Raw genomic sequence first — 24420 nt, 5'->3', positions numbered from 1 at the left:
AGCAGATTGCAAATCCACCTGCTCGTCAACAATCAGCGGTCGGACGCGCTGGACGCGGCGCGTGAAACCGTCGCGATGCTCATCTCGCGCGGCGTCGGCGTCGGGGCCGACCACGAGTCGGCCTCCCTTCTGGGGGTCGATGCCGTGGCTTTGGAGGCGTTTTCCGAAGCCGACCTCGTGATCACCTTCGGGGGCGACGGGACCCTGATTCGGGCCGCGAACGCATGCTCGGAGCGCGGCACCCCGATTCTGGGCGTCTACTACGGCCGCTTCGGGTTTGTGACCCAGTGTTCCGGATCGGAGATCGGCGCCTGCCTGAGCGACTTCTTCGATGGGCGGGCGCTGCTGGAGGAGCGCATGATGCTCCACACCGAACTCCTGCGCGCGGGTTCGGTCATCGCCAGCCTCCATTCCCTCAACGAGATCAGTTTGCAACGAGACGTGACGGCCCGCATGATGACGTTCCGGGTCACGGTCGACGGACGCAACATCTCGCACTATCCGGCGGACGGGGTCATGGTCTCGACGCCGACGGGGTCGACCGGATACAGCCTGTCGGCGGGCGGCCCCATCGTCGATCCGGTCGTGCGCGCCATCCTCGTGACGGCGATCGCGCCCCACACCCTGAGCGTTCGCCCCTTGGTTTTGGGTCCGGACTCCGTCGTCGAACTGGCGATCGAAACCGAGGGCGATGCGATTTTGTCCGGAGATGGGCAGACGCGGCTGCACCTGCTGAGCGGGGACCTCGTGAAGGTCCGTCGCTCGACCCGGGTCACCCGATTGATCCGGCTGGAAAAGGACGACTTCCTCATCAAGCTGCGAGAGCGCCTCTTGTGGGGAAGGCGCCTTCCGGACGGTTGGGGGGGCGAGGCTTGAGCGCACCTCTCGTCGAGGTCGAGGATGCGGTCGTCGAGTTCACCGCCCCCGGCGGGGTGATTCGGGCCCTCGACGGCGTCTCGCTCCGAGTGGACCGAGGCGAGACCCTTGCGGTGGTCGGCGAATCGGGCTGTGGGAAGACGACGCTTGCCCGCGTGATCCTCGGGTTGCAGCCGCTGACGGCGGGCTGGCTCGAAATGGACGGGAAGCGCATCCTCGGTACGCCGCGCCGCATCGCCGAAAAGGTGGGAATCGTGTGGCAGGATCCCTACGCAAGCCTCGATCCGCGCTGGAGCGTGGGCCGCTCCGTGCTCGAACCGCTTTCCGTGATGGGCAAATCGGGCTCTGCCGAGGAGATCTTCCAAGAGGTGGGCCTCGATCCCGCCTACGTCGGGCGGTATCCCCACCAGTTGAGCGGCGGACAGCGCCAGCGCGTCGCGATCGGCCGTGCGCTCGCCCTCAAACCGCCTCTGGTGATCTGCGACGAGCCCACGGCTGCTCTCGACCTCAGCATTCGCGCGCAGATACTCAATCTCCTGCGGGACGTCCAGGCGAGTCGCGGATGCTCGTTTCTCTACATTTCGCACGACTTGCTGACGGTGCGGTTTCTCGCCACGCGCGTCGCGGTGATGTACTTGGGCAAGGTGGTGGAGGAGGGGCCGACCGAGGCGATCTTCACCAGTCCCCGGCACCCGTACACCAAGGCGCTCCTCGAGTCCGCGCCGACCCTGGACAAGCTTCGCACGCTCCCCGACCCGTTGCCGGGCGAGTTGCCGGATCCCCGCACGCGTTTCCCCGGTTGCCGATTCGCGGGCCGCTGTCCGCGCGCGGCCGCCGACTGTCTCGAAATCGATCCCCAGCCAACCGTGATCGAGGATCGACGATTCCGTTGCCACCACCCCGAAACGAATCCAGAGGCCGTCGGCAACCGTCCTTAGCAGTGCGCTGAATCACGATGGACACCTCCCCCCACGCCCGACACGTGCTTGAAGAAGAACTTCAGGCCTTGGAACGGTCGCTGCTCGAAATGGGCAGTTTGGCCGACACCATGGTCGTGCGGGCCGTGGATGCCCTTTGCGCGTTGGACGTCGAGGCCGCGAACGAGGTCGTTCGCTCCGATGACGTCGTCGATCGGTTGGACATCGAAATCGAGGGGCGGTGTTTGCGTCTGCTGGCGCTGCAGCAGCCCATGGCGGGCGATCTGCGGGTCATCGGGACCTCGATGAAGATGATCACGGACCTTGAGCGCATCGGCGATCTCGCCGTCGACATCGCCAAGACTGCGCGCAAAGTCGAGGGCGATTTGGGGACGACCGACTTCATCGACCTGCGCAAGATGGCCGACGTCGCCCTCCACATGCTTCGCCTGTCTCTGGACGCGTTCGTCCGGCGGGACTTGGAGATCGTCGCCCAGGTTTGCCGGATGGACGACGAGGTGGACGACCTCTACCGCACGCTGCGGGGCCAGATCCACAACCGCATGCGGGAGCATCCCGACGAAGACGTGGCGGCGTCGTGGCTGCTGCTTTCGATCCACCATCTCGAACGCGTCGCCGACCACGCCGTCAACATCGCCGAGCGCGTGTCCTTCATGGTCACCGGCAAGCTCGAGCAACTCGCCAGTTCGCACAAGAGCGAGTAGAGGTATGGTCGCCGGGTGGCGACGACGAAGCGAATGATGCCCAGGGTGACGATCTTCTCGATCGACGGACTGCGGCCCGATGCGCTGCAACGGGCCGATACGCCTACGCTCGACCGGCTCACCGCCGAGGGGGCGTCGACGATGACGGGGCGATCGGTGCTCCCCTCTGTGACGTTGCCGTGCCATACGTCGATCTTTCGGGGCGTCGATGTGCCCCGGCACGGAATCACGGACAACGTGTGGCACCCGCTGGCTCGCCCCGTCCCCAGCGTGATCGACGTCGCCCACGCGGCAGGGCTGCGCACCGGCATGTTCTACAACTGGGGCGAGCTGCGCGACTTGTGCGACCCGTCCAGCCTTGACGTGGCGTACCTGCACGCACGCTCCGATGTGCCGGAGGGCGATTGGGTCGTGGCCGAAGCCGCGGCGCGACACGCCAGGGAAGGCGCCTTCGATCTGATGTTCGTGTACCTCGGACACACCGACCAGTGCGGGCACGACAACGGGTGGATGTCCGAGCCCTACCTGAAGGCGATCGCGCACGCGGACCGTTGCGTCCGTCATGTTCTCGACGCGTGCCAAGCCGCCGGCCCCCACGTCGCCATCGTCTTGAGCGACCACGGCGGGCACGAACGCACACACGGGACCGACAGCGACGAGGATATGACCGTTCCCTGGATCGCCAACGGCGAGGGCGTCCGCAAGGGGTGGATCATCGAGCGGCAGGTGCGGCTGTTCGACACGGCGCCGACCGTGGCCTCGCTCTTGGGAATCGAACTTCACGGCCAATGGGAGGGCCGCGCGATCGATGAGATTTGGGACCGGGGCTGATGCACCCATCCGGGCCCCCGGATCGTCTTGATGAATCGATGCTCCCGCTCTTAGTTGCCGTCGCCCTCGGGTTGCCCCAAGCGCCTCAGGCGCCGCGTGTGAACCTGGGAGACCGGGTCACGATCCACTTCACCGCGTCCCTGACGGACGGGCGAAACCTCGCGGACAGCGAGCGGCGGGGCCTGCCGTACACGTTCGTGGTGGGAACCGAGCCGCTGGTGCGGCCGTTCGACCTTCTCGTGCGTGGGATGGCCGTGGGCGAGGAGAAAGTGTCCGACGTGGCGGAGGAGGAGGCCTTTGGCGCGGGGGGCGTGCCTCCGATCGTGCCTCCCCATGCGGCTCTGAAGGTACGGATCAAACTGCTGCGACTCGTGAGGCCTGCCCCTCCAGGGGTAGAATCCCGCGATGCTGAGTGAACTCAAGGAACTGTGGCGGTTCCGCGAGCTGCTCACCAGCATGGTCGAGCGCGAGCTCAAAATCCGCTACAAGAACAGCTTCCTCGGGTTCTTCTGGTCGCTGGTCAATCCGCTCGTGACCGTGCTGGTCATGACCGTGGTGTTCAAGTACATCATGGCGAACCCGACGCCGAACTTCTCGGCGTACATCCTGGCGGCCTATCTGCCGTTCATGTTCTTTCAGCTCGCGGTGCTGGATGCGGCGCAGTCGGTGATCACGGCCCTTCCCCTGGTCCGGAAGATCTACTTCCCGCGCGAGGTGCTGCCCCTGGCGATGATCGCGAGCAACTTCGTGCACCTGGTGCTGGCCCTGGTCGTGTTCTTCGCGTACCTTCTGGTGATCTGGATTCGCCACCCGGGACAGCCCCCGTTCCAGGCGACGATTCTCTGGCTGCCTGTGCTGCTGGTGATCAACCTCGCGCTGGCGACGGGGCTTGGGCTGCTGACCTCGGCGCTGAACACGTTCTACGAGGACGTGAAGTACATCGTCAGCGTCGTGCTGTACCTGATGTTCTTCCTGTGCCCGATCATGTACTTCAGCGAGAACGTATGGCACTCCACGCGCGACAAGGGACCCTGGGGCGACGTGTTCTACACGCTGTACCACCTCAACCCCGTCGCCATGCTCTCCACGGCTTACCGCAAAGTGCTCGTGGCGCCCCAACCCGTCAAGATCGGCGAGGTTTGGGTGGACCCGTTGCCCTTGGATTGGGGGCTGCTCGGCATCACGGCGCTCACGTCGTTTGGGCTGCTGATCTTCGGCTACTGGGTCTTCAACCGCCTGAAATGGAGGTTCGTGGAGCGGCCATGAACCAGCCTGTGGTGCGCGTCCGGAACCTGCGGAAGGAGTTTCTGCTCAGCCACTCCGGCATCGGCTCGCTCAAGACCATGCTCCTTTGGTGGCAGCGACGTCGCATGGAGCGGCTCGAGGTCCTCAAGGGCATCTCGTTCGACGTGGGTCGGGGCGAGTGTGTGGCGGTCGTGGGCCGGAACGGGGCGGGGAAGAGCACGCTGCTCTCGCTGATGGCGCGCGTCTACAAGCCCACTTCGGGAACGGTCGAGATCGATGGTCGGGTGGCCCCCCTGCTGGAACTGGGCGCCGGATTCCATCCGGACCTGACCGGTGAGGAGAACGTGTTCTTCAACGGGGTCGTCCTGGGACTGACGCGGAAACAGGTCGCCCAGCGCATGCCGGAGATCGTGGCGTTCGCCGAGTTGGGCGACCACATCGACGCCCCGGTGCGGACCTACTCGAGCGGGATGCTGGCGCGGTTGGGGTTCGCGGTGGCCGTGCACGTCGACGCCGACGTGCTGTTGGTGGACGAGGTGCTGGCCGTCGGCGACTTCGAGTTCGAGCAGAAGTGCTACGCCCGCATCGAGGAGTTCCGCGCCGCAGGCGGCACGATCCTCTTCGTGTCGCACCAGTTGGACGCCGTGCAACGCATCGCCGACCGCGCCCTATGGCTCAAGGATGGCCTCATCGGGGCCGAAGGCGAGCCGGAGGCCGTGCTCGCCGCGTACCAGGGCCGATGATCGTTTGTCGTCTATCGTTTGTCGTTTGTCGTTTGTCCTTTGCGATCGTCGCGTTCCTTGCGTGACACCCCTCGCGCCCCCTGGCCCGGCCCGAACACCGGCGCGAGCAGGACGCGCGCGAAGAGCCCCACCCGTCGTCTGGCGGGGCTCCAGAGGGCGAGCGTGAGGACGGTGGCCACACTCCACACCGCAAGGCGCAACAGCGCGCCGAGGCGGTTCAGGAGCCAGCAGATGCCTGCGTCCACCGGACCGCGGTGGATCGCGAAGTACAGCTCCTTGCCCCGGTTGTAACGCGCGACGGACGTCCAGCGCGTATCGGCGGAACTCGCTCCCAGCACATGCGTGAACTGGGCGCTCGGCACGAACACGATGCGGCCGTGCTGTTCCAACCTCCGGCACAACTCGGTGTCCTCACAGTAGAGGAAGAAACGCTCGTCGAACCGCTCCAGCGGCCGCATCATGAGACAGGCGCCGGTCACCTGGGCAACGGGAACTTCGAAACGGAGGGATTGGCTGGCCCAGGCGGTGGCGACGCTGGTTTGCCAGTATCCGAGCCCCACTCGGCGCAGGAGCGGCTCCAGATAGGTTTGCTCTCCCAGCACGGCAAGGAGCGTCAGGTGACGCGTCACGCTCTCCTGGAGCGAACCATCGGGGTTGCGCAGCGTTCCCCCTGCGGCGACCACGGCCGGGTCCTCGAACGCCTTCGCCAAGGTGGCGATCGCGCCTGGATCGGCGAAGCAGTCGCTGTTGAGCAGCAGGATCAGCTCGCCCGACGCGGCGTCCAATCCCTGGTTAATGGCCGCGCCAAACCCGCGATTGTCCGCGTTGGCGATCAGCCGCACGTGCGGAAACTCCGTGCGTACCATCTCGGCGGACCCGTCGGCCGACGCGTTGTCCACCACGATCACCTCGTGCTCGGGCTCGATGCGCCCAAGGCACGTCCGCAGGTGCTCGCGGGTGTTGAAGCTCACGACGACGACGCTCACGCGAACCGGGGCCGACACGCCCGCCATGCTACACTATTGGCTCCATGAGCACCGACTACATGCTCACGCCGGAAGCCCACGCCAAGCTCAAGAGCGAGCTTGAGAACCTCAAGGGCAAGGAACGCCAGCGGATCGCCGAAGCGATTCGCGAGGCCAAGGCGCATGGGGACCTGAAGGAGAACGCGGCGTATCACGAGGCCAAACTCAACCAGTCCCGCCTCGAAAGCCGCATCGCCGACCTCGAGAAGAGTCTGCAGCTCGCCAAGATCGTCGAGCACGACCACGAGGCGGAGCACGCGAGGTTGGGGGTGAAGGTGCTGCTTGAGGACCTCGAGTTTGGAGACGAGCTCCACATCAAGCTGGTCAGCTCGTACGAGGCGGATCCGGCGAACGACCTCATTTCGATCAGCTCCCCGATGGGGGCGGCTCTCGTCGGCAAGGGACCGGGCGACGAGGTCGAGGTCGAGACACCGGGCGGAGTGCAGCGCTACCGCGTGACCCGGGTCGACTGACCGGTACACTCGCCCCATGCTTCGTTGGATCGTGGCTCTCGCCGTGGCGGTCGCGCTCGCAGGATGCGACGCGACTCCCGAAATGGCCGCCCCGGTGGTGAAGGAGACTCCACCCGCGATGGTCGCGCCCGACTTCGGAACGTCCACCCGGATCGGGTTGCTGCGCAAGCGAGGCAAGCTCAAGGTCGGGGACTCGCTCGAGCGGGCGCTCGACCTGTTTCAGCCGCCCAAACGCGCCCGCGAGTTCTCCGAACTGCCGTCGCGGCTCACCAAACCCTACCGGGCCGATGGGTGGGAAGCCAACGCCGAAGGGTTCGGCGTGATCACCTTCGAGGACCGGGTGGCCGCCGCGGTCCACACGTTGAACCAAGCCACGGAGGATCAGGTCACCGAACTGGTGAACGCGTACCAGGACGAGCTGCGGGCCGTGCCGGAACTCGTCGCCGGCGAGGTGAGCCGTTACTGGTTTTGGGAGTTGCCGCGCATGCGTCCGGGTTCGGCGCCGGGTTCCTCCGCGGCGGACGTGCACCAACGGTTGATGATCGTCGCGGTGCGAAACCCCTCCGGCACGTTCGTGCTCACCGAAGCGATGGGCGACGTGTTTGCGATGAACGCGATTCGAGCGAACATCTACGCGGCGAAGAACGACGTTCCCATCGCCGACGCGGCCGCGACCGCCAAAGCCGGACAGGCGGGTCATTAAGATGCGGTGCGCCATCGTGATACCGGCGCGAATGGGGAGCACCCGTTTTCCGGGCAAGCCGTTGTGCGACCTCATGGGCAAGCCCATGGTGCAATGGGTCGTCGAGGCGGCGAGGGAAGCCGACATCGCCGAGGCGGTGATCGTCGCCACCCCCGACCCCGAAATCGTCGACGCCTGTGCCGAATTCGGCGCGCAAGCGATGTTGACCGATGCGAACCACCCCTCGGGAACGGATCGCCTGGCGGAGGTCGCCGAGAGCGTGGACGCCGCCATCTACGTGAACGTCCAGGGGGACGAGCCCTTGATTCGACCGGAGACGATTCGCGCGTGCGTCCAGCCCATGTTCGAGGACCCCTCGATCCCGATGGCGAGCGTCTACTGCACCTGTCCAGAAGCCGAGTACGCGGACCCCTCGGTCGTGAAGGTTGTGACCGACGCGTTCGGCGACGCGCTCTACTTCAGCCGGTACGCCGTGCCGTTTGCGAGGAATCCGCGCACGATCCCCGTGAAGAAACACATCGGCCTCTACGCGTACAGGAAAGAGCCGCTGCGCGAGTTCGAGACGTGGCGCATGAGCCCGCTCGAGCGCGCGGAGTCCCTCGAGCAGCTTCGTTTTCTCCACCACGGCGTGCGGATCCGGATGTCCGAAGCCGCAAGCGCCGAATTGGCCGTGGACACCCCCGAACAAGCCGAACGAGTAAGAGAAATCCTCAAGAGTCGCAAGTAACCCCGATTCCCGACTCCCGATTCCCGACTCCCGATTCCCGATTCCCGTCCCCAGAGATATACTAAGTCAGGCCCTCGACCGCGCGGCGTGGTCGGGCAGCGTGGCCCGGGCTCATAGGTGAATCATGGCGGCACCGTTCGAGATCCGGGACGACTGGACCGAACCCGACGGGCTTTTGGACCTTATCGGGGATGTGCGCCTACGCCATCCCGACGTCGACGTCTCCCGCATCCGGTACGCGTACTACTTCGCCGAGCAGGCCCACAAGGGGCAGAAGCGGTCGACGGGCGAACCCTACGTCACCCATCCGCTCGCCGTCGCCCGGATTCTCGCCGATCTCAATATGGACGAGGCGAGCATCGTCGCGGCGTTGCTCCACGACGTGTTGGAGGATTGCCCGGAGGAGCTGGGCGAGTCGCTTCGTTCGACCTTCGGGGAAGAGGTCACGGGTCTCGTGGATGGCGTGACCAAGCTCAAGCTGAACCCGATCGCCAACGCAACGTCCCGCCAACGCGCGGCCGCCGAGACCAACCGCGCCGGCGAGACGATGCGCAAAATGCTCCTGGCCATGGCCAAGGACTTCCGAGTCATGGTCATCAAGCTTGCGGATCGCTTGCACAACATGCAGACCCTGGACGCTCTGCCTCCCGAGAAGCGCACGCGCATCGCCAACGAGACCCTCGCCGTCTACGCCCCCCTCGCCGCGCGCCTGGGTATTTGGCAACTGAAGTGGCAACTCGAAGACCTGGCGTTCAAGCACCTCCACCCCAAGGAGTTTCAAGAGGTCTCCGAGCTCGTCGCCAAGACGCGCAACGAGCGGGAAGAAGAGCTGACGGCGGCGATACGGACGCTCAAGGAGCGCTTCGAAAGGCGCGGCATGCGCCACGTCGAAGTCCAAGGCCGTCCCAAGCACCTGTTCAGCATCTTCACGAAGATGGCGCAGCAAGGGCTCTCGTTCGAAGAGATCTACGACCTGCTGGCCATCCGGGTGATCGTCGACTCGGTATCGGATTGCTACCTCGCGCTGGGCGTGATCCACGAACTCTGGATGCCGATCCCGGGGCTCTTCTACGACTACATCGCCAAGCCCAAACCCAACGGCTACCAGAGCCTCCACACCAAGGTCGTCGGGCCACAGGGCGAACCCCTCGAGGTTCAAATCCGCACCCAGCAGATGCACGAGGTGTCCGAACACGGCGTGGCCGCGCACTGGACGTACAAGGAGGATGGGTCGTCGCAGGACGAGCGCAACCGGTTCGCCAGATTGCGCAGGCAGCTCTTCGACTGGTCGAGCGACGCGACGATGAGCAGCGATTTCCTGCGCTCCATCTCGACCGATCTCTTTGCCGAACAGGTGTTCGTCTTCACCCCGAAGGGCGACGTGCTCGACCTGCCCAAGGACTCGACGCCCGTGGATTTCGCGTTCCGCGTCCACACCCAACTGGGATTGACCGTGGTCGGGGCCCGTATCAACGGCGTGATGGTCCCGCTCAGCACGAAGCTGCAGAACGGAGACGTGTGCGAACTGATCACCCGCTCGAACGCGACCCCCAGCCTCGATTGGCTGGAGTTCGTGAAGTCCGCGCACGCCCGAAACCGAATCCGAGCGCACTTCCGCAAGGTGCATCGGGACACCGACGCGGCGCGCGGTCGGGACCAGTTGGAGAAGGAGCTGCGGGCGGCGGGGCTCGATACGCGCGAACACCTGGGCGAGGACAAGCTCGACCAGCTTGCGTCGCAGGTCGAGGGGTGCGAGAACGGTCAGGATGTGCTGGCGAAGATCGGCGCCGGATTGCTCACCGCGCACAGCCTGGTGCAGAAGATCCGCGGCGAGGTCGCCGAATCGAGCAAGCCGGACGTCATCCAGACCTCCCGCACCCGCGAGGGCCAACTTGCGCTGGTGACGGGCGGTGTCGACAACGTCATGCTGCGCCGCGCGAAGTGCTGCGATCCCGTTCCCGGCGACGATGTGATCGGCTACGTCACGCGGGGACGGGGGATCATGATCCACCGCACCGTGTGTCCCAACGCCCAGCGGTACGTGACCCACGAGCCGGAGCGGCTGATGAAGCTGGATTGGCCGCCGGACGGCGGGCAGTACGCGGTGATGCTCAAGATCATCACGGTGAACCGGCAGGGTCTGCTGATGGACATCAGCACGATCTTCGGGGAATCGAAGACAAACGTGTCCGCGGCCAAGATCCGCACCTTGCCGAACCATACCGCCGAGATCGACGTGTCGATCGACGTGGCGGACACGGCCCACCTCGCCTCGGTCATGGCGAAGATCGGCAACTATTCGGATGTGATCAGCGTGTTGCGGATGTTCGGGCGGACGGCTGGCAAGTGAGGGCCGTCGTGCAGCGGGTCGCACGTGCCGAAGTGCGCGTCGGGGGGCGCGTCGTGGGCTCGTGCGGCGTGGGCCTGGTCGCGTTGGTGGCGGCCGAGCGGTCGGACGCGCAGGCGAACGCCGCGAAGATGGCGGACCGCATCGCCGGGCTGCGGATCTTCTCGGACTGCGAAGGGAAGATGAACCTCGCGCTCGCCGACGCGCCGGGCGGTCCGGGCGCCGTGCTCGCGATTTCGAACTTCACGGTCGCCGGCGACACCGCCAAGAGCCGTCGTCCCTCGTTCGTCGGCGCGGCGGGTTACGAGGAAGGCCGCGCGCTCTTCGAGACGATGGTGGCGGAACTCCGCGCACGCGGGGTGCACGTCGAGACCGGCGAGTTCGGCGCGGACATGCAGGTCGAGATGGTCAACGACGGCCCCGTGACCGTCACCCTGCAAACGTAACCACAAACCCCAAACCCCAAACCCCAAACCCCAAACCGCAAACCCCAAACCGCAAACCGCAAACCCCAAACCAAGAAAGCCCCCCAGGCTCTCACCTGGGGGGCTTTTCGAGCCGCCGGTCCTACCAGCGACCGCCGCCGCCGCCGCCGCGACCGCCGCCGCCGCCGCGACCGCCGCCGTAGCCGCCACCGCCGCCGCCGCTGCGACCGCCGCCGTAACCGCCGCCGCCGCCGCCGCGACCACCGCCGCCGCCGCCACCCTCGCCACGAGGTCGGGCCTCGTTGACGGTCAGGGTGCGTCCGTCGAGTTCCTTGCCGTGCTTGTCGGCGATCGCCGCCTCAAGCTGATCCGCGTTGATATCGACGAACGCGAAACCGCGTCCCTCGATGATGCGAACGTTGGTCGCGCCGTACGCCGAAAAGGCGTCGGTGAGCGTCTGCTCGTTCGATGAGTAGGAGATGTTTCCTACGTAGAGTGTCTTATTTGCCAATCTTGGCCTCCATTCCGGGCTTGCGCCCGCGAGTTTCGTAACGTGCTTGCGGAATCTGTTTCAGTCCAAAACTCGCCGTGGCTTGAATGGTGCTGAGAAGTCGATCGACAAGGCCGTTGCATCGCGATTATAGCAGGTGGCGGGGACTTTTCGACGTTTTGCACATTGCGTGGGCCTTTGGAGTCACCCACCGATTTGGCTCATCGCACGGTTGCGCACCTTTTGCCCCTCGGCCAAGTAATGGCGCGCGGGCTTGTTGGCCACGACGTGCTCGAACAATCCCGCGAGAAACGCATCGTCACACCCCTCGCGAAGGGGTGTGCGCAGGTCGAGCTCGCCATCTTCCATCAGACACGGGCGCAGGAAGCCGTCCGAGGTCAACCGGAGCCGGTTGCAGCGGACGCAGAGGTCGTCGGAAATCTGGCTGATGAACCCCACCGTCCCGGGCGCGCCGGGAATCCGAAAAGCCCGTGCAGGGCCGTTCGTCGGGATCTGGGCCTCGTCGAGGGCGCCGTGGGCCGCCTCGATCCGCGACCGCGTCTCGGCCCACGGCACGAAAAGCCTCCGCATCTGGAGGTCCGACAGCATCCCGCCCTCCGCTTGGTGCACATTCAAGCTGCCGGCGGGGATGTGGGACTCGACGGGTGCAGGCGTGTCGTCCAAGTTCCACCGGATCGGCATGAGTTCGATAAAACGCACGTGGACGGGCTCGCGAGTGGTCCACTCGGCGAACGCTTCTGCCTCGTGGTCGTTGAGTCCCCTCATTACGACGCAGTTGAGTTTGAGGGGCGCAAGCCCGGCTTCCAGGGCCGCCTGGATCCCGGCAAGGACCCGGTCCAGCGAGCCGCGCCGCGCGATCTCCTTGAAACGACCGGGATCGAGGGTGTCCAGGCTGACGTTCACCCGGTGCAGCCCGGAGGCCGCCAGGGCCTGGGCGTCGCGGGCAAGCAAGTAGCCGTTGGTCGTGGCGCTCAGATCCTCGATACCGGGAAGAGATGCGATTCGGGCGACGAGCGCGGGCAGGTCGCGCCGCATCAGAGGTTCGCCTCCGGTGAGGCGGACCTTTCGAACGCCCTTCGCGGCCGCCACGCGCACGATGCGAACGAGCTCGTCGTCCGTGAGGGTCTGCTCTTTGGGAAGGAAGGGAAGGCCCTCTTCCGGCATGCAGTAGACACACCGAAGGTTGCACTGGTCGGTGAGCGACACGCGCAAATAGTCGATGGTGCGGCCGTAGGGATCGATCATGGGGCTGGGTCTCTCCTGCTATCCTATCACCTGCAAGGGCGGATTCGCCGAAACCGTGAGCCGGATGCCCCGTCATAGCCAGTGACGACGGAGTCGATCACCGATGGAATTCACGATCACGGCAACGGGTAGATCCCTGGCGCAAGGAATGGACCGGGACAGCGACGAGGCGCTCGTTGGTAGAGCGCGGGATGGCGACTACTCGGCGTTCGAGAAGCTCTACGAGCGACATCGCACGCTGGTGTACCGATTCGCCTACCAGATGGTCCCACGGCGCGACGATGCCGAAGATATTGTGCAGGAGGCCTTCGTGCGCGCCTATCAGAACCTCGGCCGATACCGCGATGAAGCCAAGTTCACGACGTGGCTCCTTCGAATCGTGACGAACCTTTGCACCGATCAGGCCCGCATGCACCAGCGCCGAGGCGCCCTCGAGCAGCAGGAGGCGGCCGGCTCCCTCACGTGGATGACCACGATCGAGAACGAGGATCCCGTCCACAACCTCGAAATCGACGATATGCGCGACGCCATCCGACGTGCGCTCGGGGCGCTCCCGGCGCATCATCGCTCCGTGATCGTCCTGCGCGACATCGAGGAGCGCGAGTATCCCGAGATTGCCCAAATCCTCGGATGCACCGTGGGCGGCGCCAAGCTCCGCGTGCTCCGCGCCCGACGCGCTTTGAAAGACCGCATTGCCCCGCTTCTGGCGGAGGACCCCCGATGAACAAACGACTCGATGACCAGATTGCCCAGGTCGCCTTTGGCGACGTCGATGCCGAGCTTGCCACCCGGATCGAACGGCTTGCCCAGACCGATCCCGAGGTGCGCGCCTCGTTGGAGACGTACCGGGCCATGCGTGCGGGGCTTCGCGAAATGAGCCCGGCGATGGACCACCAGCTCTCCTCCGATCGCCTGCGCGAAGAGATCCTTCGCCGGGGTCTGGAGAAGAGGTCGGGCCGGTTCGATTGGCGTTGGCTCTTCGTGCCCGCGGCCGCGCTCGGGGCCTATGCGTTCATGGCCTTGGCCCTGCGTTCCGCTCCCCCGGCCGCTCCCGTCCTCGTCGCGTCTACCTCCGGTGCGTCGAAATCGACACCCGAGATCGACCTTCCTCGTTGGACGGCTCCCGCGCCGAACCCCGAGGGCATGCATGTGGAGTCGGCGCCCGAGCCCAAGAAGACGTCCTCTCCCACGCTGGTCGCCGAGAAGAAGTCCGCTCCCCGCCCCGTCAGGGAGTCGGTGGTGCGCGCAGATCGTACAGCCGAGAAGATCGCGATGAAGGACGAGGGGCCGCGCGTCCTCGCGGCGAGCACGATGGCTCCTGCACCCGCAGGCGGCGGCGGATTCGGCGGCGGCGCGGACAAGCCCTCGCCGTTCGACACGGGGACGGCGTTGTCCGAGGCCGCAGCACCAGCAGCCATAGAGTCCTCCCGACCCGAGGAAGGCATTGTCGTCATCCAACCCGTACGCGACGCCGCGACGGGCGCCTACCGCGCGACGGAGGTCGCCTCACCCAGCAATGTTCTCATCGGCAGTTAGTCTCGCCGTGGTGGTCCTGTCGGGCCTCTCCACGCAGCTCTCCCCCACGGAGGCGTCGGCCTGGAGCCGCATCGCTCCTTCGATCGTCGTCTTGCTCGATGGCGATCAGGAGCGGGGCGCCGCCGCGCTGATCGACTCCGGCGGACTGTTCGTGGCGCACAAGGAGTCCGTCGCGGGCACCCAGGTTCGAGGTCGCGCGTCGACGGGAGCCGTGATCGTGCTCAAAGTGCTCTCCAGCGACGACCCCTCGCAGCTCGTGCTGCTCGGAGCCGAGGGCTGGAAGTCTGGCGCCAACCCGGTGAGCGCCTCAAGGCGCGATGCCCGTCCGGGCGAGCGCTTGTTGGCCGCCTTGGGCAGCGGCCCGATCCGCGCCGAGTTCGTCTCCGCCGATCGGGTGGGTGTGGTCAATCCCTCGCGCCGGGTCGTGCAGCTCAACGAAATCCGTTTCGAGGCGCCTGCGGACAGCGTGGGCGGCGCCTTGATCTTCACGCTGAACGGCGAACTGCTGGGCACGCTGAACGCGACGCTCGAGCAGATCGACGAGTCGCCTCAGCAAGCTGGGTTTGGGGGCCTCTCGCGCGATCTTCTGCCCAAGACGCGCCAACAGGAGAACCGCTTCGGTCCGGGGGCAATGACCGTCGCCTACACCGTCGGGCCCGTCGCGCTTCGCCGCGTCCTCGACGGCTTCCGCTCGCCCTCGCACGAGGTGATCCACCCCTCGCTCGGCGTGTTCTGCCGCGATGCGCCCGGGGCCGGTGCGGTCGTGGAGATGGTCCAAGCGGGAAGCAGCGCGAACATGGCCGGCCTGCGCCCCGGCGACATCATCTTCCAACTCAACGGTTCGCCCGTCAAGAACCAAATCGACTTCGCGAAGCTCGTTTTCGAGCAGGAAGTCGGCTCGATCATCCCCATGCGCGTCCGCCGCGGCGCCAGCACGGTCCTGATGATGGTCCGCGTCGGCCGCCTTGAGGAAGAGTAGCGCCCGGTCATCCCGAGCTCCCCGGTCATCCCGAGCGAAGTCGAGGGAACTGCCCCCGCTCGCCCTGCGCTAGGCGAAGCCCGGTAGGTACTCGGCTTCGGCTTCGAACAGGCGCCGGGTCATCTCGCGGATCTCGACCGGGCTGCACACCGCGGCCGTGAGGGGATCCAGCAGCAACGCGTGGAACGCCGCTTCCTTCGAGCGGTGGATGCACGCCTCGGCCGCCACGTCGAACATGCGCATGTTCGAATCGCAGATTCCCGCCATCGGCTTGGGAAGCGCCCCGTAGCGCGTGGGCTGCACGCCGTTTCTGTCCACCAGGCACGCGACCTCGACGCACCCGTCGGAAGGCAGGTTCGTGATGGACCCTTCGTTGGGCACGTTGCCGTGGATCACGACGGGCGAGTCCTTCTCGATCGCTTCGATGATCCACGCTCCGTACTCCAGGCTGCGCTTCACGTCGAGCGGTTCGGCACCTTCGATCTGGGCCGCGCGCTTGGTGTCCTGGCCCTCGCGCCAAGTCGGCCAGTTCGCGGCGTAGAAGCCTTCCTCGCCCCCGTAGCACGGCGTGGCATAGGTCTCGAGGATCTCCTTGCGCTTGCGGTAGTAGGGAAGGTACTCGCTGAGGTGGCCGCTGCTTTCCGTGATGAACGCGCCGAACGCACGCATCATGTCGATGCGGACCTTCTCCTTCTGCGCGAACTCGGACTCGGGATCGTCCGCAACGCGGAGGAGCATGGGGTAGAGGTCGCCCTCGGGCCCGTCGAAGCTCGTGAACCACGCAAGGTGGTTGATGCCCGCGCACTCCCACCGCACCTGTTCATAGGGAACCCCCGCGAAGCCGGCCAGCATTCTCGACGTGCCTTGGACCGAGTGGCACAGCCCCACGACCCGCATCGAACTCGCCCGTGCCGCGGCGAGGCAAAGGATGTTCATCGGGTTCGTGTAGTTCAGCACCTGGGCGTTCGGGCACAGTCGCTCCGCATCCCGGAGGATGTCCAACCAGACCGGGACCGTACGCAGGGCTTTGAACAGGCCGCCCGGCCCGATCGTGTCGCCGATGCACTGGCTCACACCGAACTCGAGGGGAATGTCGTTGTCGTGCCGGACACACTCGAGGCCGCTCACCTCGATGCTGTTCACGATGTAATCCGTTCCCGGAAGAAGCTCCTTGCGGTCGGTCGAGGAGCGGACGGTCCATCGGTCGGCCACTCCGAGGGTTTCCGCGAGCTTCACGATCCACTTGTGGGTGAGTCCGAGGCGGTCGGAATCGACATCGACCAGGCGCAGTTCGCCGCCCGGGATTCCGGGGATCAGCATCACGTCCCGAAGGATGGAGCCGGTGAAGAAGCTGCCCGCTCCCATCATGGCGACGTTGAGTCGGCGAGACATCGTGCCGGGAAGACCGTCGGGGGAATCGCTCATGGTCGCAGTGTGTCCGCAAGGTGAAGCAATCCGCAAGGTGCCGGCGGGAATATAATGGGAGCGTCGCCACGCGGGTTGCCATGGAGAACAAAGTCGTACTGTTGATCGAGGACAATCCGGACGACGAGCGTCTCACTCTTCGCGCCCTCAGGCGAAACAACATCATGAACGAGGTCGTGGTGGCGACCGACGGCGAGGAGGCGGTGAAGTTCTTGTTCGGGGAACAACCGCCCGACCCGGTGCCCGCGCTCATCATCCTCGATCTTCGGCTTCCCGGCTTGACGGGTTTGGATCTGCTCCGCCGCCTGCGGGAGGAGCCCTTGACTGCCTTGGTCCCCGTGGTCGTGTTGACCGCGAACGCGGATCGCGATTCGCGGGTCCGCGCGTACGAGCTCGGTGCCAATTCGTTCCTGATCAAGCCAACCGATCCGGGGGAGTACGCCGAGGCGGTGCTTCAGATCGGGATGTACTGGCTTCTTCTGAACGAACTGCCGTACGAATAGCCGTTGCATCCCAACCGGGCGGGGTGTCATAATCCGGCTTCGCGCGCGGGTGTAGCTCAGCGGTTTAGAGCGCCGGCCTGTCACGCCGGAGGCCGCGGGTTCAAATCCCGTCATCCGCGCCATAAGACCCTACGTGCCGCGGTAGCTCAGTTGGTAGAGCAATAGACTGAAAATCTATGGGTCGCCGGTTCAAATCCGGCCTGCGGCACCACTCTCGCTTGGTTTGTGGTTTGTGGTTTGTGGTTTGTGGGGGACGTTTGTCGTCTCGGGCGTGACCTACTCATCCTTCGTTAGGCCCGCCGCAATCTCGGCCGCTCGCACCAACTCTTCTCCCGAGTTCAACACGTCGGGGCCAAACCGAACGGCGCGGCCCCGCGAGTCGGTGTTGACGCCCCGCGCTTTCAACGCGCGGCAGAATCCGCGCGCGTCTTCTTGCAGCACGATCGCAAACGCGCCGAACCCCGTCGGGTCGTTCGGCTCGAAACACGGGACCCCCGCCCTGCGGAATGCTTCGCGCAAGGTCGCCTGCTGGTCCAGGTTGTAGGTCCGCAGCCGCGCGATCCCGATCGGGAGCGTCAGCTCCAACCCGGACCGCGCCTGGTAGAAGGGAAGCACCGGCGGTGTGGACTCCAGCCACGAGTCCAGAAACTCGGGCACCTCGGTCCGGTGGTAGGCGAAGGGCTCCTTCTTGGCGAACCACCCCGTGTCCAGCGTCCGCAGCTCGCGGTGGCGCTCGTGGATCGCCAGCCAGCACGCTCCCGGGCCCCCACGCGTGTACTTGTAGGAGCCGCCGATCATGAAGTCCGCGCCCAGCGCGTCGAACTCCACGGGAATCACCCCCGCCGCGTGGTAGGCGTCCACCAGCAGCTTTGCACCGCACTCCCTGCACCGCGCGACCAGTTCCTCGATCCCGCCGAGGATCTGCCCGGTGTTGAAGCACACGTGCGACACGATCACCAGCTCGACGCCCGGGACGACCTCGGCAAGGACGTCCCTCGAATCAAACAACTCCAAACCTTCGGGAGAGGGGCGGGGCTCCACCCAATCCACCTCGACGAATCCCCGCTGCCGGTAGACCTTCAGAATGAAGTCGATGCTGTCGAACTCGCCGCGCGTCGCCACGACCCGGATCGGGCGCGAGCCGATCAAGGCGTTGAGCACCGCCCGCAGCCCTTGGCCCGCCGAGGTCTTCGGCACGATCCGCTTCGGATCGGAAACCCCCGCCAGCCGTGCGACCGACGACCGGAAGCGCTCGATCTCAGCGAGCCACGGCTCCCACGCGTCGTCCATCTGCGCGTACCACGCGTCGGTTGCCTCCCGCACATCCTCGGTCATCCGGTCGAGCGGTCGGCCCAGGGAGTGGTTGGCGAGGTAGATCTCGTCCCGCGCCATCACCCGCGAGAACAGCGGCCAGATGTGCTCGCGAAGCCCCGCTTCGGTCAGTGGCCCGGCCCCAAGTTTGGCGACCTGGGATTCCACCGTCATCGCCCGATTTCCGTGCGAACGTCCCAGAGTTCGGGGAAGAGCCGGACGCTCAGGCCGCGCTGGAGAAACGGCACGCCCGAGCTGCCGCCCGTGCCCTTCTTGAATCCGATGATGCGCTCGACGGTCTTGACGTGCCGGAACCGCCAGAGCGCGAACTGCTCCTCGACGTCCACCAGCTTCTCGCACATCTCGTAGGCGTCCCAGTACTGCTCGGGGTCCTCGTAGATCTTCTTGAAGACCTGGATGACCTCGGGGCTCTCCTCGTAGGGCTTGGACCAGTCGCGGTCGACGCTCGTCGCGGGGATGGCGAAGCGGCGACGCGCCAGGTGCCGCAGAAACTCGTCGTACAGACTCGGCGAATTCAGGGCCTGCTGCAGCTCGCCGTACACGGCCGGCGCGTGCTTGAAGACCTCGATCACCTTGGAGTCCTTGTTGCCGAGCAGGAACTCGATCATCCGGTTTTGGAAACTCTGCAGCCCGCTCGCCTGGCCGAGAACGCCTCGGAACTCCGCATATTCGCTGGGAGTGAGGGTCTCCAGAACCGCCCACTGCTCGAACAGCATCCTCTGGATCTGCTTGACCCGGGCCAGGATCTTGAAGCAGGGGGCGAGTTCGTCCTGCTTGACGTGTTCGACGGCGGCACGCAGCTCGTGGACCGCAAGCTTCATCCACAGCTCCGAGGTCTGGTGCTGGATGATGAAGAGCAGCTCGTCGTGGTGCGGCGGGTCCGAGAGCGGCTCTTGGCGTTGAGGACAAGGTCGAGCCGCAAGTAGCCCTTGTAATCCAGCCGCGAGCTGAAATCGGTCTGGATCGACTCCTCAAATCGGGTGTCCGCCATGGTGGCTAGACGATACCTAGACTCGAAGATCGTTGGAGCCGCCCCCGAATCATGGTCCCCATGCCCTTCGACTGCACCCTACGAGAATTCGAACCTGACTCCTTCGAAGAACCGAAAATGGTCCCTTGGCACTTCGCATAGGCGCACCACCATCGTGGTGATCGCCTCGGCGGAGGTGCCTGTCCACACGTCGAGAACGTCGACTTGGTGTCCCTCGACTAGAAGGCGTGCGAACAGATCGTACGCGGCCTGCGTGGACTCGATATCGTCGTCATCCTCAGGGCACCAATCTTCGGGAGGGCCGAAGTCGAAGTCGCTTCCCGAGCAGAGATGCCGGTAACCGCAACTGCACCCGCCGTATCGTGAAACAAGACACCACTTGTTGGGGTAGTTGAGGCGGTCAAGGACTGAGTCATCCTCGTCGGTCAGGGGCTCGGGAACCCAACCCTTGATCGTCTCAAGCTGGATCAGTTCAGACTCGGGCTTCGCGAGATCCTCGGTGCTGGTGGTGGAGAGGTAGATGGAAAAGCACATCGCCAACAGTCTCCTACTTTGGTCTGGTGAGCGCGAACTTGATCGAGATCGTCGTGAGCGGGGACGAGGTAAGGGCTTGGTTTAGCGCGGAAACAAACTCCGCGAAAGCGCGCTCATCCATCGCTGCCACGGATCACCTTTAGCATGAACATGCTCACCTTTGAAACAAACTCAACCGCTGAACAGCGGGCAGCATGCCCCGAGCCTTGGCCTCGGCGTCCACTTGTGTTCCGATCTTCTCGTCAACGGACTGGCCGAGGCTCAGCAATGCGGCGGTCGAGAGGACCCGCACCTCGAGGTCCGCATCCGCAAGCGCTAGTCGCAAGGCCCTGATCGCTTCGGGACCGCCAAGCCTGCCCAAGGTTCCCGCGGCGTATGCGCGGATCGTCGGATCGCTGTCCGAAGTGAGCGCATTGGCGATCAGCGACTCGTTGCCGCGAAGTCGCAACCACCCGACATCCAAGATGGCCGCCGAGCGAACGTGCGGGTCTATGTCTAGGATCAGCGCGGGTATCAGGGCCGGGTACGACACAATCGACCGCTCCAACTCCCGCCTGGCGGCAGAAGCCCTCTCCCGACCATTTCCGCATCCTGGGCGCATCCAGTTCTGGCCGTATTGGCGCGACTTGATCGCTAAGAGCCTCACCTCCCCTGGGTCGCTCGTTGGACCGAAGGCGAGCAACATCCACCCGTAGATCGCAGCAAAGGCGGCCAAACAGACAATCGCGGCGCGCGTCGACACAGCCTATTGTAGGCCGACTCATGGGCACTCCTTCCTGCGGTCATGGTGCCTTTGCCCGGGCCATCCTCCGCGACATGTGGCGACCTCGTTTGAGGAGGGGGGTACGGGTCGCCGATGATGGCACCTCAGGTTATTTTCAACCGTGCTTGGCATCGCGATCTGGCTCTTCGCCTATCCGGACCTTTGAACCCGGGGTCTTCCTGCGCTCGACCCCGGGCAACTGTATTCGACCTCTGCGAGGTCGTTCTTCAGTTCCTGCTAACGGCTGCGTTTTCGAAACGCGGCCGCGAGCGACGCCCCGCCAAGAAGCAGCGTCATGGGCTCCGGCACGGGGTTAGGAGTCCCAATTCCATACTGCAGGTGGTCGACTTCGATGCCTCCCGGACCGCTCCAGATCGTGATCGACTTGATCCCCCCTGAGTAGGCCACGCCGTAGAATCGGTCCTCGTCCGTCTCACCGAAGATGGAGTTGTCCGCGTGGCTGTTGTTAAGGCTCGACGCGATCACGTTCCCACCCAGGTCGCGTGCCTCGAAACTGATCGAATTGTTGCCGTCCGTCCAGACGATCCCGGCGACGGTTGGCAGCGAGCCAAGGGTCGCATCACTGAAAGTGAACGTGATTCCCGAGTCGCCGAATGCCGCGAAGAGCGAGTAACCCGCCCGCCCGAGGCCGTCGATCGTGCCGTCGTCTCCGTCAACCGAGTCGGTTACCGAGGTCGGCCCAATGACCGCGGGAGGAACCAGGCCCGTGGCCACGACGTCCGGGACGTTCAGCACGCCATCTTCGAAATCCTCAAGGTAGAAGGAGGAGTAGCTGCCTCCGGCGAACGGACTGTCGCTGAACTGGTAGTAGTGTGACGGGCCGTACAGGGTTTGGGCCGTCGCGATGCAGGGAAGCATCAGAAGGATGAGGGGTGCCTTTCGTGTCATTTCAATTCCGCTCCGTATACGGGTGGTCGCCCATTAGCGCCACCGTTCGTTGCATTCTCCGCAAGGCACCATTAGTCCACCATTAGTCCTGAAGATCCAGTTCTGCCGCGGGACGGCTCGAGCATGTCGAAGCGGGGCTGGAACATCACGTCGACGCGGGCGCCGGCCTGCACTTCGGCCAGGGTAGTCGACCTCGGTTGTGCGGCGGCTACCGCTGGAATTCGGGAGGCCAAGGCTCGCCCGGGAAGCGCTGGGTTCGGATCGTCCCCTTGAATCCGGAGGGCTCGGCGCCCAAGACGTACCAGTTGGTTCCGTCGGAAACGTAGGTGTCGACGCCCTTGGCGTTCACCCTCGACGCCGAGGTGTCGTTGCGCAGAAACACGAAAGTCCCCTCGTAATGGCCGTCGGAACCCAGAACAGGATCGTCGTAATCGCCGTAGGGAGCATGCACGACCTCATGCGTGAGATGGTACATGCACCAGACGCTCATCGAAGAGGGGGCGGTTCCGAGTGGAATGCGATACGCGGGGTGGGCGACATCCGGTACGAAGGCCCGGTAGATGTAGCCGGCGCGCTCGTAGACTCGTCGCGGATCCTCGGGGCATTGGAACGGTTCGCGAGACTTCACATAGGGTTCGAGCGAGATCCATGCCTGCCGCTCGATCGGCCTGCCGTTCATGTCGATGCTATCGACCGGCTTCCGATCGTCCCAGTCCGAGCGGTACGACTCAAGGGCCAGCCCGAGTTGGTGCAGATTGGACAGGCACGTCGTCCGCTTGGCGCTTTCCATGGCGTACCCGAACACGCTGAAAAGCAAGGCTGCAAGCACCGCGACGATCGTCGTTGCGACGAGGACCTCGAGCAGCGTAAACGCACGCCTGCTTCGTCGGTAGGGTGTCTTAGGGCGCTGACGAGCCACGATCGTACTTTACTGCAGGATGCTTCTTTCATGCGGAACCACTTGAAGTCGGTCGAGATCAGTAATCTTTCTTTCACCATGAACCGCTAGTTCGAAACGAGACGGCGTATGACCTGGCGAGTTGCCTGGGCTTTCCTGGGCTTGATCGCCGTCATGGTTGCGATGGACCGTCTCGGCTTTGGCGGCCCGGCTGTTGCGGTTGCGCTCGTGGGGTGATGGGAGCTTGGCGCTTCGAGTGGCAGGGAAGAGTGCGGCCGATGATGCCCCTTCGCTGTAGTATCTGACTGTGCTTGCGATCGCGATCTGGCTCTTCGCCTTTCCGGATCTGGGCGGCACGCTGCTCCGAGGACCGGTCGCGGGCGTCTTGTCCGCCGGTGATCTTCTTTCGTGGGCGAGGATGCCCTCCCGAGACCTGCTCGTCGATATCGAGTGGTCCCGCAATGGTCGGCGGCTCGCGCGGGTCGAACTCGACAACCTTTACGTGGATACCGAAGATCCCGCACGGATCGTGAGGCACCACGGCCGGGCGTTCCTGACCTTCTGGTCTTGCTGGGGCACCGGATACGCACGGCGCTTCGCGCTCATCGAAAGCGACCCGCCGCGGCTCGTGATGGTGGGGAAGTTCGAGAACGGCACCCTGGAAGGGTTCGAAAGAACGGGAACGGTCCGAGCGTTTCCGCGCCACGAAGGCATCGATGAGTCGATTCGCACCGGGCACGACGCTTGGGTCGAGCGAACCTATCACTGGAACGACCAGAACCGGTCGTTCGACTTGGTGAAGCGGGCGATCGTCACCGAGATGCCAAAGGAATCGGCCTGGTGGTTCCGCCACTAGGCGAAAAGCTCGTAATCCCTCAAGATCCACTTGAGCCGCGTCACGCCCCGGAACTCGTCGAGTTCGGGCTGGAACATCACGTCCACGCGGGCGCCGGCCTGCACTTCGGCCAAGCGGGTGCCCATGCCGAAGCCCATGCCTTGGATCACGGGCCCGTCCTGGCGCCGCAGCGTGACCTGCACGTGCTCGGGTTTGCGCGTCGGGGTGATCTGGGCGAAGGACATGTCCCTGGCGACGAACACGGGTTCGGGATTCGAGTCGCCGAACGGCTCCAGCGCGTTGAGCGCGGCGACGAACGCCGGGGTGATCTCCTCGGGGTCCACCGCGGCGTCGACGCGCCGCGTGATCGCAAAATCCTCCTCCGTGAGGATCCCGCGGGCGTAGGCATCGAGCGCGTCCGCGATCTCGGCGATGCGGCCCGACTCCGCGGAAAAGCCCGCCGCCATCGCGTGGCCGCCGCCGTCCATCAGGTGTGTGTGCGCCTGCAAGGCGTGGTAGAGGTGGAACGACGGAATCGTGCGCGCGGAGCCCTTCACCTTGCCCGTCTCCGGGTCGATCGAACCCACGAACGCGGGGCGCCGGAACTGCTCCACCAGCCGACCCGCGACGATGCCGATCACGCCCGCGTGCCAGCCCTCGCTTGCGACCACGATCACAAAGCGCTCGTTGGCCCCGGTCTCGAGCACCATCTGCGAGGCCTCGTCGAGGATCCGCATCTGTTCGGCCCGGCGCTGCTCGTTGATCTGCTCGATCTGGCGCGCAAGCTGGGTGGCCTCCGTCTCGTCGTTGGAAAGGAGCAGTTTCAGCGAGATCGCCGCGTCGTCGATCCGTCCCGCCGCGTTGAGGCGCGGGCCCAGCACGTAGCCGATGTGGTAGGCGCGCAGCCCCTTGCTCGCCTTCA

General features: G+C 65.1%; 27 protein-coding genes, 2 tRNA genes and 2 pseudogenes. 20 read left to right on the top strand and 11 right to left on the bottom strand.

What is annotated here, in order from left to right; genetic code table 11:
* The first annotated feature begins 6 nt into the window (after nt 1-6).
* The 7 genes from M9921_13565 to M9921_13535 are packed head-to-tail and all read left to right on the top strand — an operon-like array spanning nt 7 to nt 5337.
* Nucleotides 7-876, top strand: coding sequence for an NAD(+)/NADH kinase (locus M9921_13565; protein ID MCO5297871.1), 870 nt, complete (start codon nt 7-9; stop codon nt 874-876).
* Nucleotides 873-1814 carry an ABC transporter ATP-binding protein gene (locus tag M9921_13560; protein ID MCO5297870.1) on the top strand — a complete coding sequence of 314 codons (942 nt, stop codon included), beginning with the start codon at nt 873-875 and terminating at the stop codon, nt 1812-1814. Before M9921_13565 ends, M9921_13560 begins: the two co-directional genes overlap by 4 nt.
* Nucleotides 1815-1858: 44 nt before the next feature.
* A complete protein-coding gene (gene phoU, locus M9921_13555; protein ID MCO5297869.1) occupies nt 1859-2518 on the top strand; it encodes a phosphate signaling complex protein PhoU in 660 nt (219 codons plus the stop codon).
* A 15-nt stretch (nt 2519-2533) separates the two neighbouring features.
* Nucleotides 2534-3349 carry an alkaline phosphatase family protein gene (locus M9921_13550; protein MCO5297868.1) on the top strand — a complete coding sequence of 272 codons (816 nt, stop codon included), beginning with the start codon at nt 2534-2536 and terminating at the stop codon, nt 3347-3349.
* Nucleotides 3350-3387: 38 nt separating this feature from the next.
* Nucleotides 3388-3765, top strand: a complete 378-nt coding sequence (locus M9921_13545) for an FKBP-type peptidyl-prolyl cis-trans isomerase (protein ID MCO5297867.1) — start codon at nt 3388-3390, stop codon at nt 3763-3765.
* The gene (locus M9921_13540) at nt 3755-4615 is read left to right on the top strand and encodes an ABC transporter permease (protein ID MCO5297866.1); all 861 of its coding nucleotides are present in this window, start codon (nt 3755-3757) and stop codon (nt 4613-4615) included. The genes M9921_13545 and M9921_13540 overlap by 11 nt, the downstream gene beginning before the upstream one ends.
* Nucleotides 4612-5337 carry an ABC transporter ATP-binding protein gene (locus M9921_13535; GenBank protein MCO5297865.1) on the top strand — a complete coding sequence of 242 codons (726 nt, stop codon included), beginning with the start codon at nt 4612-4614 and terminating at the stop codon, nt 5335-5337. Before M9921_13540 ends, M9921_13535 begins: the two co-directional genes overlap by 4 nt.
* Nucleotides 5338-5348: 11 nt before the next feature.
* On the opposite strand, the gene M9921_13530 is transcribed toward M9921_13535, so the two are convergent.
* Nucleotides 5349-6350, bottom strand: coding sequence for a glycosyltransferase family 2 protein (locus M9921_13530; protein ID MCO5297864.1), 1002 nt, complete (start codon nt 6348-6350; stop codon nt 5349-5351).
* 17 nt (nt 6351-6367) lie between these two features.
* On the opposite strand from M9921_13530, the gene greA reads away from it, so the two are divergent.
* The 6 genes and pseudogenes from greA (at nt 6368) to M9921_13500 (ending at nt 11273) form a co-directional block, all read left to right on the top strand.
* Nucleotides 6368-6835 carry a transcription elongation factor GreA gene (gene greA / locus M9921_13525; GenBank protein MCO5297863.1) on the top strand — a complete coding sequence of 156 codons (468 nt, stop codon included), beginning with the start codon at nt 6368-6370 and terminating at the stop codon, nt 6833-6835.
* 16 nt (nt 6836-6851) lie between these two features.
* Nucleotides 6852-7538, top strand: coding sequence for a hypothetical protein (locus M9921_13520; protein MCO5297862.1), 687 nt, complete (start codon nt 6852-6854; stop codon nt 7536-7538).
* A gap of 31 nt (nt 7539-7569) precedes the next feature.
* A complete protein-coding gene (gene kdsB / locus M9921_13515) occupies nt 7570-8265 on the top strand; it encodes a 3-deoxy-manno-octulosonate cytidylyltransferase (GenBank protein ID MCO5297861.1) in 696 nt (231 codons plus the stop codon).
* A 124-nt stretch (nt 8266-8389) separates the two neighbouring features.
* Nucleotides 8390-10615, top strand: coding sequence for a bifunctional (p)ppGpp synthetase/guanosine-3',5'-bis(diphosphate) 3'-pyrophosphohydrolase (locus tag M9921_13510; protein MCO5297860.1), 2226 nt, complete (start codon nt 8390-8392; stop codon nt 10613-10615).
* An 8-nt stretch (nt 10616-10623) separates the two neighbouring features.
* On the top strand, nt 10624-11058 hold the full coding sequence (dtd, locus tag M9921_13505; protein ID MCO5297859.1) for a D-aminoacyl-tRNA deacylase: 435 nt from the start codon (nt 10624-10626) through the stop codon (nt 11056-11058).
* A 131-nt stretch (nt 11059-11189) separates the two neighbouring features.
* A pseudogene (locus tag M9921_13500) lies at nt 11190-11273 on the top strand (polymer-forming cytoskeletal protein).
* 134 nt (nt 11274-11407) lie between these two features.
* Here M9921_13500 and M9921_13495 read toward each other — a convergent pair.
* Together M9921_13495 and M9921_13490 are read right to left on the bottom strand one after the other, a co-directional pair.
* A pseudogene (locus M9921_13495) lies at nt 11408-11548 on the bottom strand (RNA-binding protein).
* A gap of 183 nt (nt 11549-11731) precedes the next feature.
* Nucleotides 11732-12793 (bottom strand): GTP 3',8-cyclase MoaA, encoded by a 1062-nt coding sequence (locus M9921_13490; protein MCO5297858.1) that lies wholly within the window; start codon nt 12791-12793, stop codon nt 11732-11734.
* A 103-nt stretch (nt 12794-12896) separates the two neighbouring features.
* Between M9921_13490 and M9921_13485 the strand changes: the two genes are divergently transcribed.
* Genes M9921_13485 through M9921_13475 form a run of 3 tightly spaced genes read left to right on the top strand, consistent with a single transcriptional unit; the run spans nt 12897 to nt 15308 of the window.
* A complete protein-coding gene (locus M9921_13485; GenBank protein ID MCO5297857.1) occupies nt 12897-13517 on the top strand; it encodes a sigma-70 family RNA polymerase sigma factor in 621 nt (206 codons plus the stop codon).
* Complete coding sequence (locus M9921_13480) at nt 13514-14329, top strand: hypothetical protein (GenBank protein ID MCO5297856.1); 816 nt, start codon at nt 13514-13516, stop codon at nt 14327-14329. The genes M9921_13485 and M9921_13480 overlap by 4 nt, the downstream gene beginning before the upstream one ends.
* A gap of 10 nt (nt 14330-14339) precedes the next feature.
* A complete protein-coding gene (locus M9921_13475) occupies nt 14340-15308 on the top strand; it encodes a PDZ domain-containing protein (GenBank protein MCO5297855.1) in 969 nt (322 codons plus the stop codon).
* Nucleotides 15309-15377: 69 nt separating this feature from the next.
* Here M9921_13475 and M9921_13470 read toward each other — a convergent pair whose 3' ends face one another.
* The gene (locus tag M9921_13470; protein MCO5297854.1) at nt 15378-16733 is read right to left on the bottom strand and encodes a hypothetical protein; all 1356 of its coding nucleotides are present in this window, start codon (nt 16731-16733) and stop codon (nt 15378-15380) included.
* A gap of 80 nt (nt 16734-16813) precedes the next feature.
* Between M9921_13470 and M9921_13465 the strand changes: the two genes are divergently transcribed.
* The 3 genes from M9921_13465 (at nt 16814) to M9921_13455 (ending at nt 17447) form a co-directional block, all read left to right on the top strand.
* Nucleotides 16814-17236 carry a response regulator gene (locus M9921_13465; protein MCO5297853.1) on the top strand — a complete coding sequence of 141 codons (423 nt, stop codon included), beginning with the start codon at nt 16814-16816 and terminating at the stop codon, nt 17234-17236.
* Nucleotides 17237-17281: 45 nt separating this feature from the next.
* Nucleotides 17282-17358, top strand: a tRNA-Asp gene (locus tag M9921_13460).
* A 13-nt stretch (nt 17359-17371) separates the two neighbouring features.
* Nucleotides 17372-17447: transfer RNA gene (locus tag M9921_13455), tRNA-Phe, on the top strand.
* Nucleotides 17448-17512: 65 nt separating this feature from the next.
* Here the strand turns inward: M9921_13455 and M9921_13450 are convergent.
* The 6 genes from M9921_13450 to M9921_13425 all read right to left on the bottom strand — a co-directional run bounded on the left by M9921_13450 (nt 17513) and on the right by M9921_13425 (nt 22684).
* Complete coding sequence (locus tag M9921_13450; GenBank protein ID MCO5297852.1) at nt 17513-18721, bottom strand: aminotransferase class V-fold PLP-dependent enzyme; 1209 nt, start codon at nt 18719-18721, stop codon at nt 17513-17515.
* Complete coding sequence (locus tag M9921_13445; protein MCO5297851.1) at nt 18718-19416, bottom strand: tryptophan 2,3-dioxygenase family protein; 699 nt, start codon at nt 19414-19416, stop codon at nt 18718-18720. Before M9921_13445 ends, M9921_13450 begins: the two co-directional genes overlap by 4 nt.
* Nucleotides 19417-19637: 221 nt before the next feature.
* Nucleotides 19638-20093 (bottom strand): hypothetical protein, encoded by a 456-nt coding sequence (locus tag M9921_13440; protein ID MCO5297850.1) that lies wholly within the window; start codon nt 20091-20093, stop codon nt 19638-19640.
* A gap of 154 nt (nt 20094-20247) precedes the next feature.
* Nucleotides 20248-20541, bottom strand: a complete 294-nt coding sequence (locus M9921_13435; protein MCO5297849.1) for a HEAT repeat domain-containing protein — start codon at nt 20539-20541, stop codon at nt 20248-20250.
* Nucleotides 20542-21093: 552 nt separating this feature from the next.
* Nucleotides 21094-21765, bottom strand: coding sequence for a hypothetical protein (locus M9921_13430; GenBank protein MCO5297848.1), 672 nt, complete (start codon nt 21763-21765; stop codon nt 21094-21096).
* 208 nt (nt 21766-21973) lie between these two features.
* The gene (locus M9921_13425; GenBank protein MCO5297847.1) at nt 21974-22684 is read right to left on the bottom strand and encodes a type II secretion system GspH family protein; all 711 of its coding nucleotides are present in this window, start codon (nt 22682-22684) and stop codon (nt 21974-21976) included.
* Between the two features lie 286 nt (nt 22685-22970).
* Here M9921_13425 and M9921_13420 point away from each other — a divergent pair, with 286 nt between their 5' ends.
* A complete protein-coding gene (locus M9921_13420) occupies nt 22971-23519 on the top strand; it encodes a hypothetical protein (protein MCO5297846.1) in 549 nt (182 codons plus the stop codon).
* Here M9921_13420 and M9921_13415 read toward each other — a convergent pair.
* Nucleotides 23516-24420, bottom strand: a 905-nt coding sequence (locus tag M9921_13415) for a DHHA1 domain-containing protein (GenBank protein ID MCO5297845.1), incomplete at its 5' end; no start/stop codon positions are given. The two genes, M9921_13420 and M9921_13415, sit on opposite strands and share 4 nt — an antisense overlap.

The organism is Fimbriimonadaceae bacterium (genome assembly GCA_023957775.1).
In the GTDB taxonomy this organism is placed as follows: Bacteria; Armatimonadota; Fimbriimonadia; order Fimbriimonadales; family Fimbriimonadaceae; genus JAMLGR01.
Note: the sequence above shows the minus strand (reverse complement) of the source record. Positions and strands in the feature narration are given on the sequence as shown.

What these genes read in the sequence shown, in the direction of transcription:
- M9921_13545 (MCO5297867.1), top strand. Translation starts at nt 3,388, where the DNA reads ATGCTCCCGCTCTTAGTTGCCGTCGCCCTCGGGTTGCCCCAAGCGCCT.
- M9921_13540 (MCO5297866.1), top strand. Translation starts at nt 3,755, where the DNA reads ATGCTGAGTGAACTCAAGGAACTGTGGCGGTTCCGCGAGCTGCTCACC.
- M9921_13535 (MCO5297865.1), top strand. Translation starts at nt 4,612, where the DNA reads ATGAACCAGCCTGTGGTGCGCGTCCGGAACCTGCGGAAGGAGTTTCTG.
- M9921_13530 (MCO5297864.1), bottom strand. Translation starts at nt 6,350, where the DNA reads ATGGCGGGCGTGTCGGCCCCGGTTCGCGTGAGCGTCGTCGTCGTGAGC.
- greA (MCO5297863.1), top strand. Translation starts at nt 6,368, where the DNA reads ATGAGCACCGACTACATGCTCACGCCGGAAGCCCACGCCAAGCTCAAG.
- M9921_13520 (MCO5297862.1), top strand. Translation starts at nt 6,852, where the DNA reads ATGCTTCGTTGGATCGTGGCTCTCGCCGTGGCGGTCGCGCTCGCAGGA.
- kdsB (MCO5297861.1), top strand. Translation starts at nt 7,570, where the DNA reads ATGGGGAGCACCCGTTTTCCGGGCAAGCCGTTGTGCGACCTCATGGGC.
- M9921_13510 (MCO5297860.1), top strand. Translation starts at nt 8,390, where the DNA reads ATGGCGGCACCGTTCGAGATCCGGGACGACTGGACCGAACCCGACGGG.
- M9921_13490 (MCO5297858.1), bottom strand. Translation starts at nt 12,793, where the DNA reads ATGATCGATCCCTACGGCCGCACCATCGACTATTTGCGCGTGTCGCTC.
- M9921_13485 (MCO5297857.1), top strand. Translation starts at nt 12,897, where the DNA reads ATGGAATTCACGATCACGGCAACGGGTAGATCCCTGGCGCAAGGAATG.
- M9921_13480 (MCO5297856.1), top strand. Translation starts at nt 13,514, where the DNA reads ATGAACAAACGACTCGATGACCAGATTGCCCAGGTCGCCTTTGGCGAC.
- M9921_13470 (MCO5297854.1), bottom strand. Translation starts at nt 16,733, where the DNA reads ATGAGCGATTCCCCCGACGGTCTTCCCGGCACGATGTCTCGCCGACTC.
- M9921_13465 (MCO5297853.1), top strand. Translation starts at nt 16,814, where the DNA reads ATGGAGAACAAAGTCGTACTGTTGATCGAGGACAATCCGGACGACGAG.
- M9921_13450 (MCO5297852.1), bottom strand. Translation starts at nt 18,721, where the DNA reads ATGACGGTGGAATCCCAGGTCGCCAAACTTGGGGCCGGGCCACTGACC.
- M9921_13440 (MCO5297850.1), bottom strand. Translation starts at nt 20,093, where the DNA reads ATGTGCTTTTCCATCTACCTCTCCACCACCAGCACCGAGGATCTCGCG.
- M9921_13430 (MCO5297848.1), bottom strand. Translation starts at nt 21,765, where the DNA reads ATGACACGAAAGGCACCCCTCATCCTTCTGATGCTTCCCTGCATCGCG.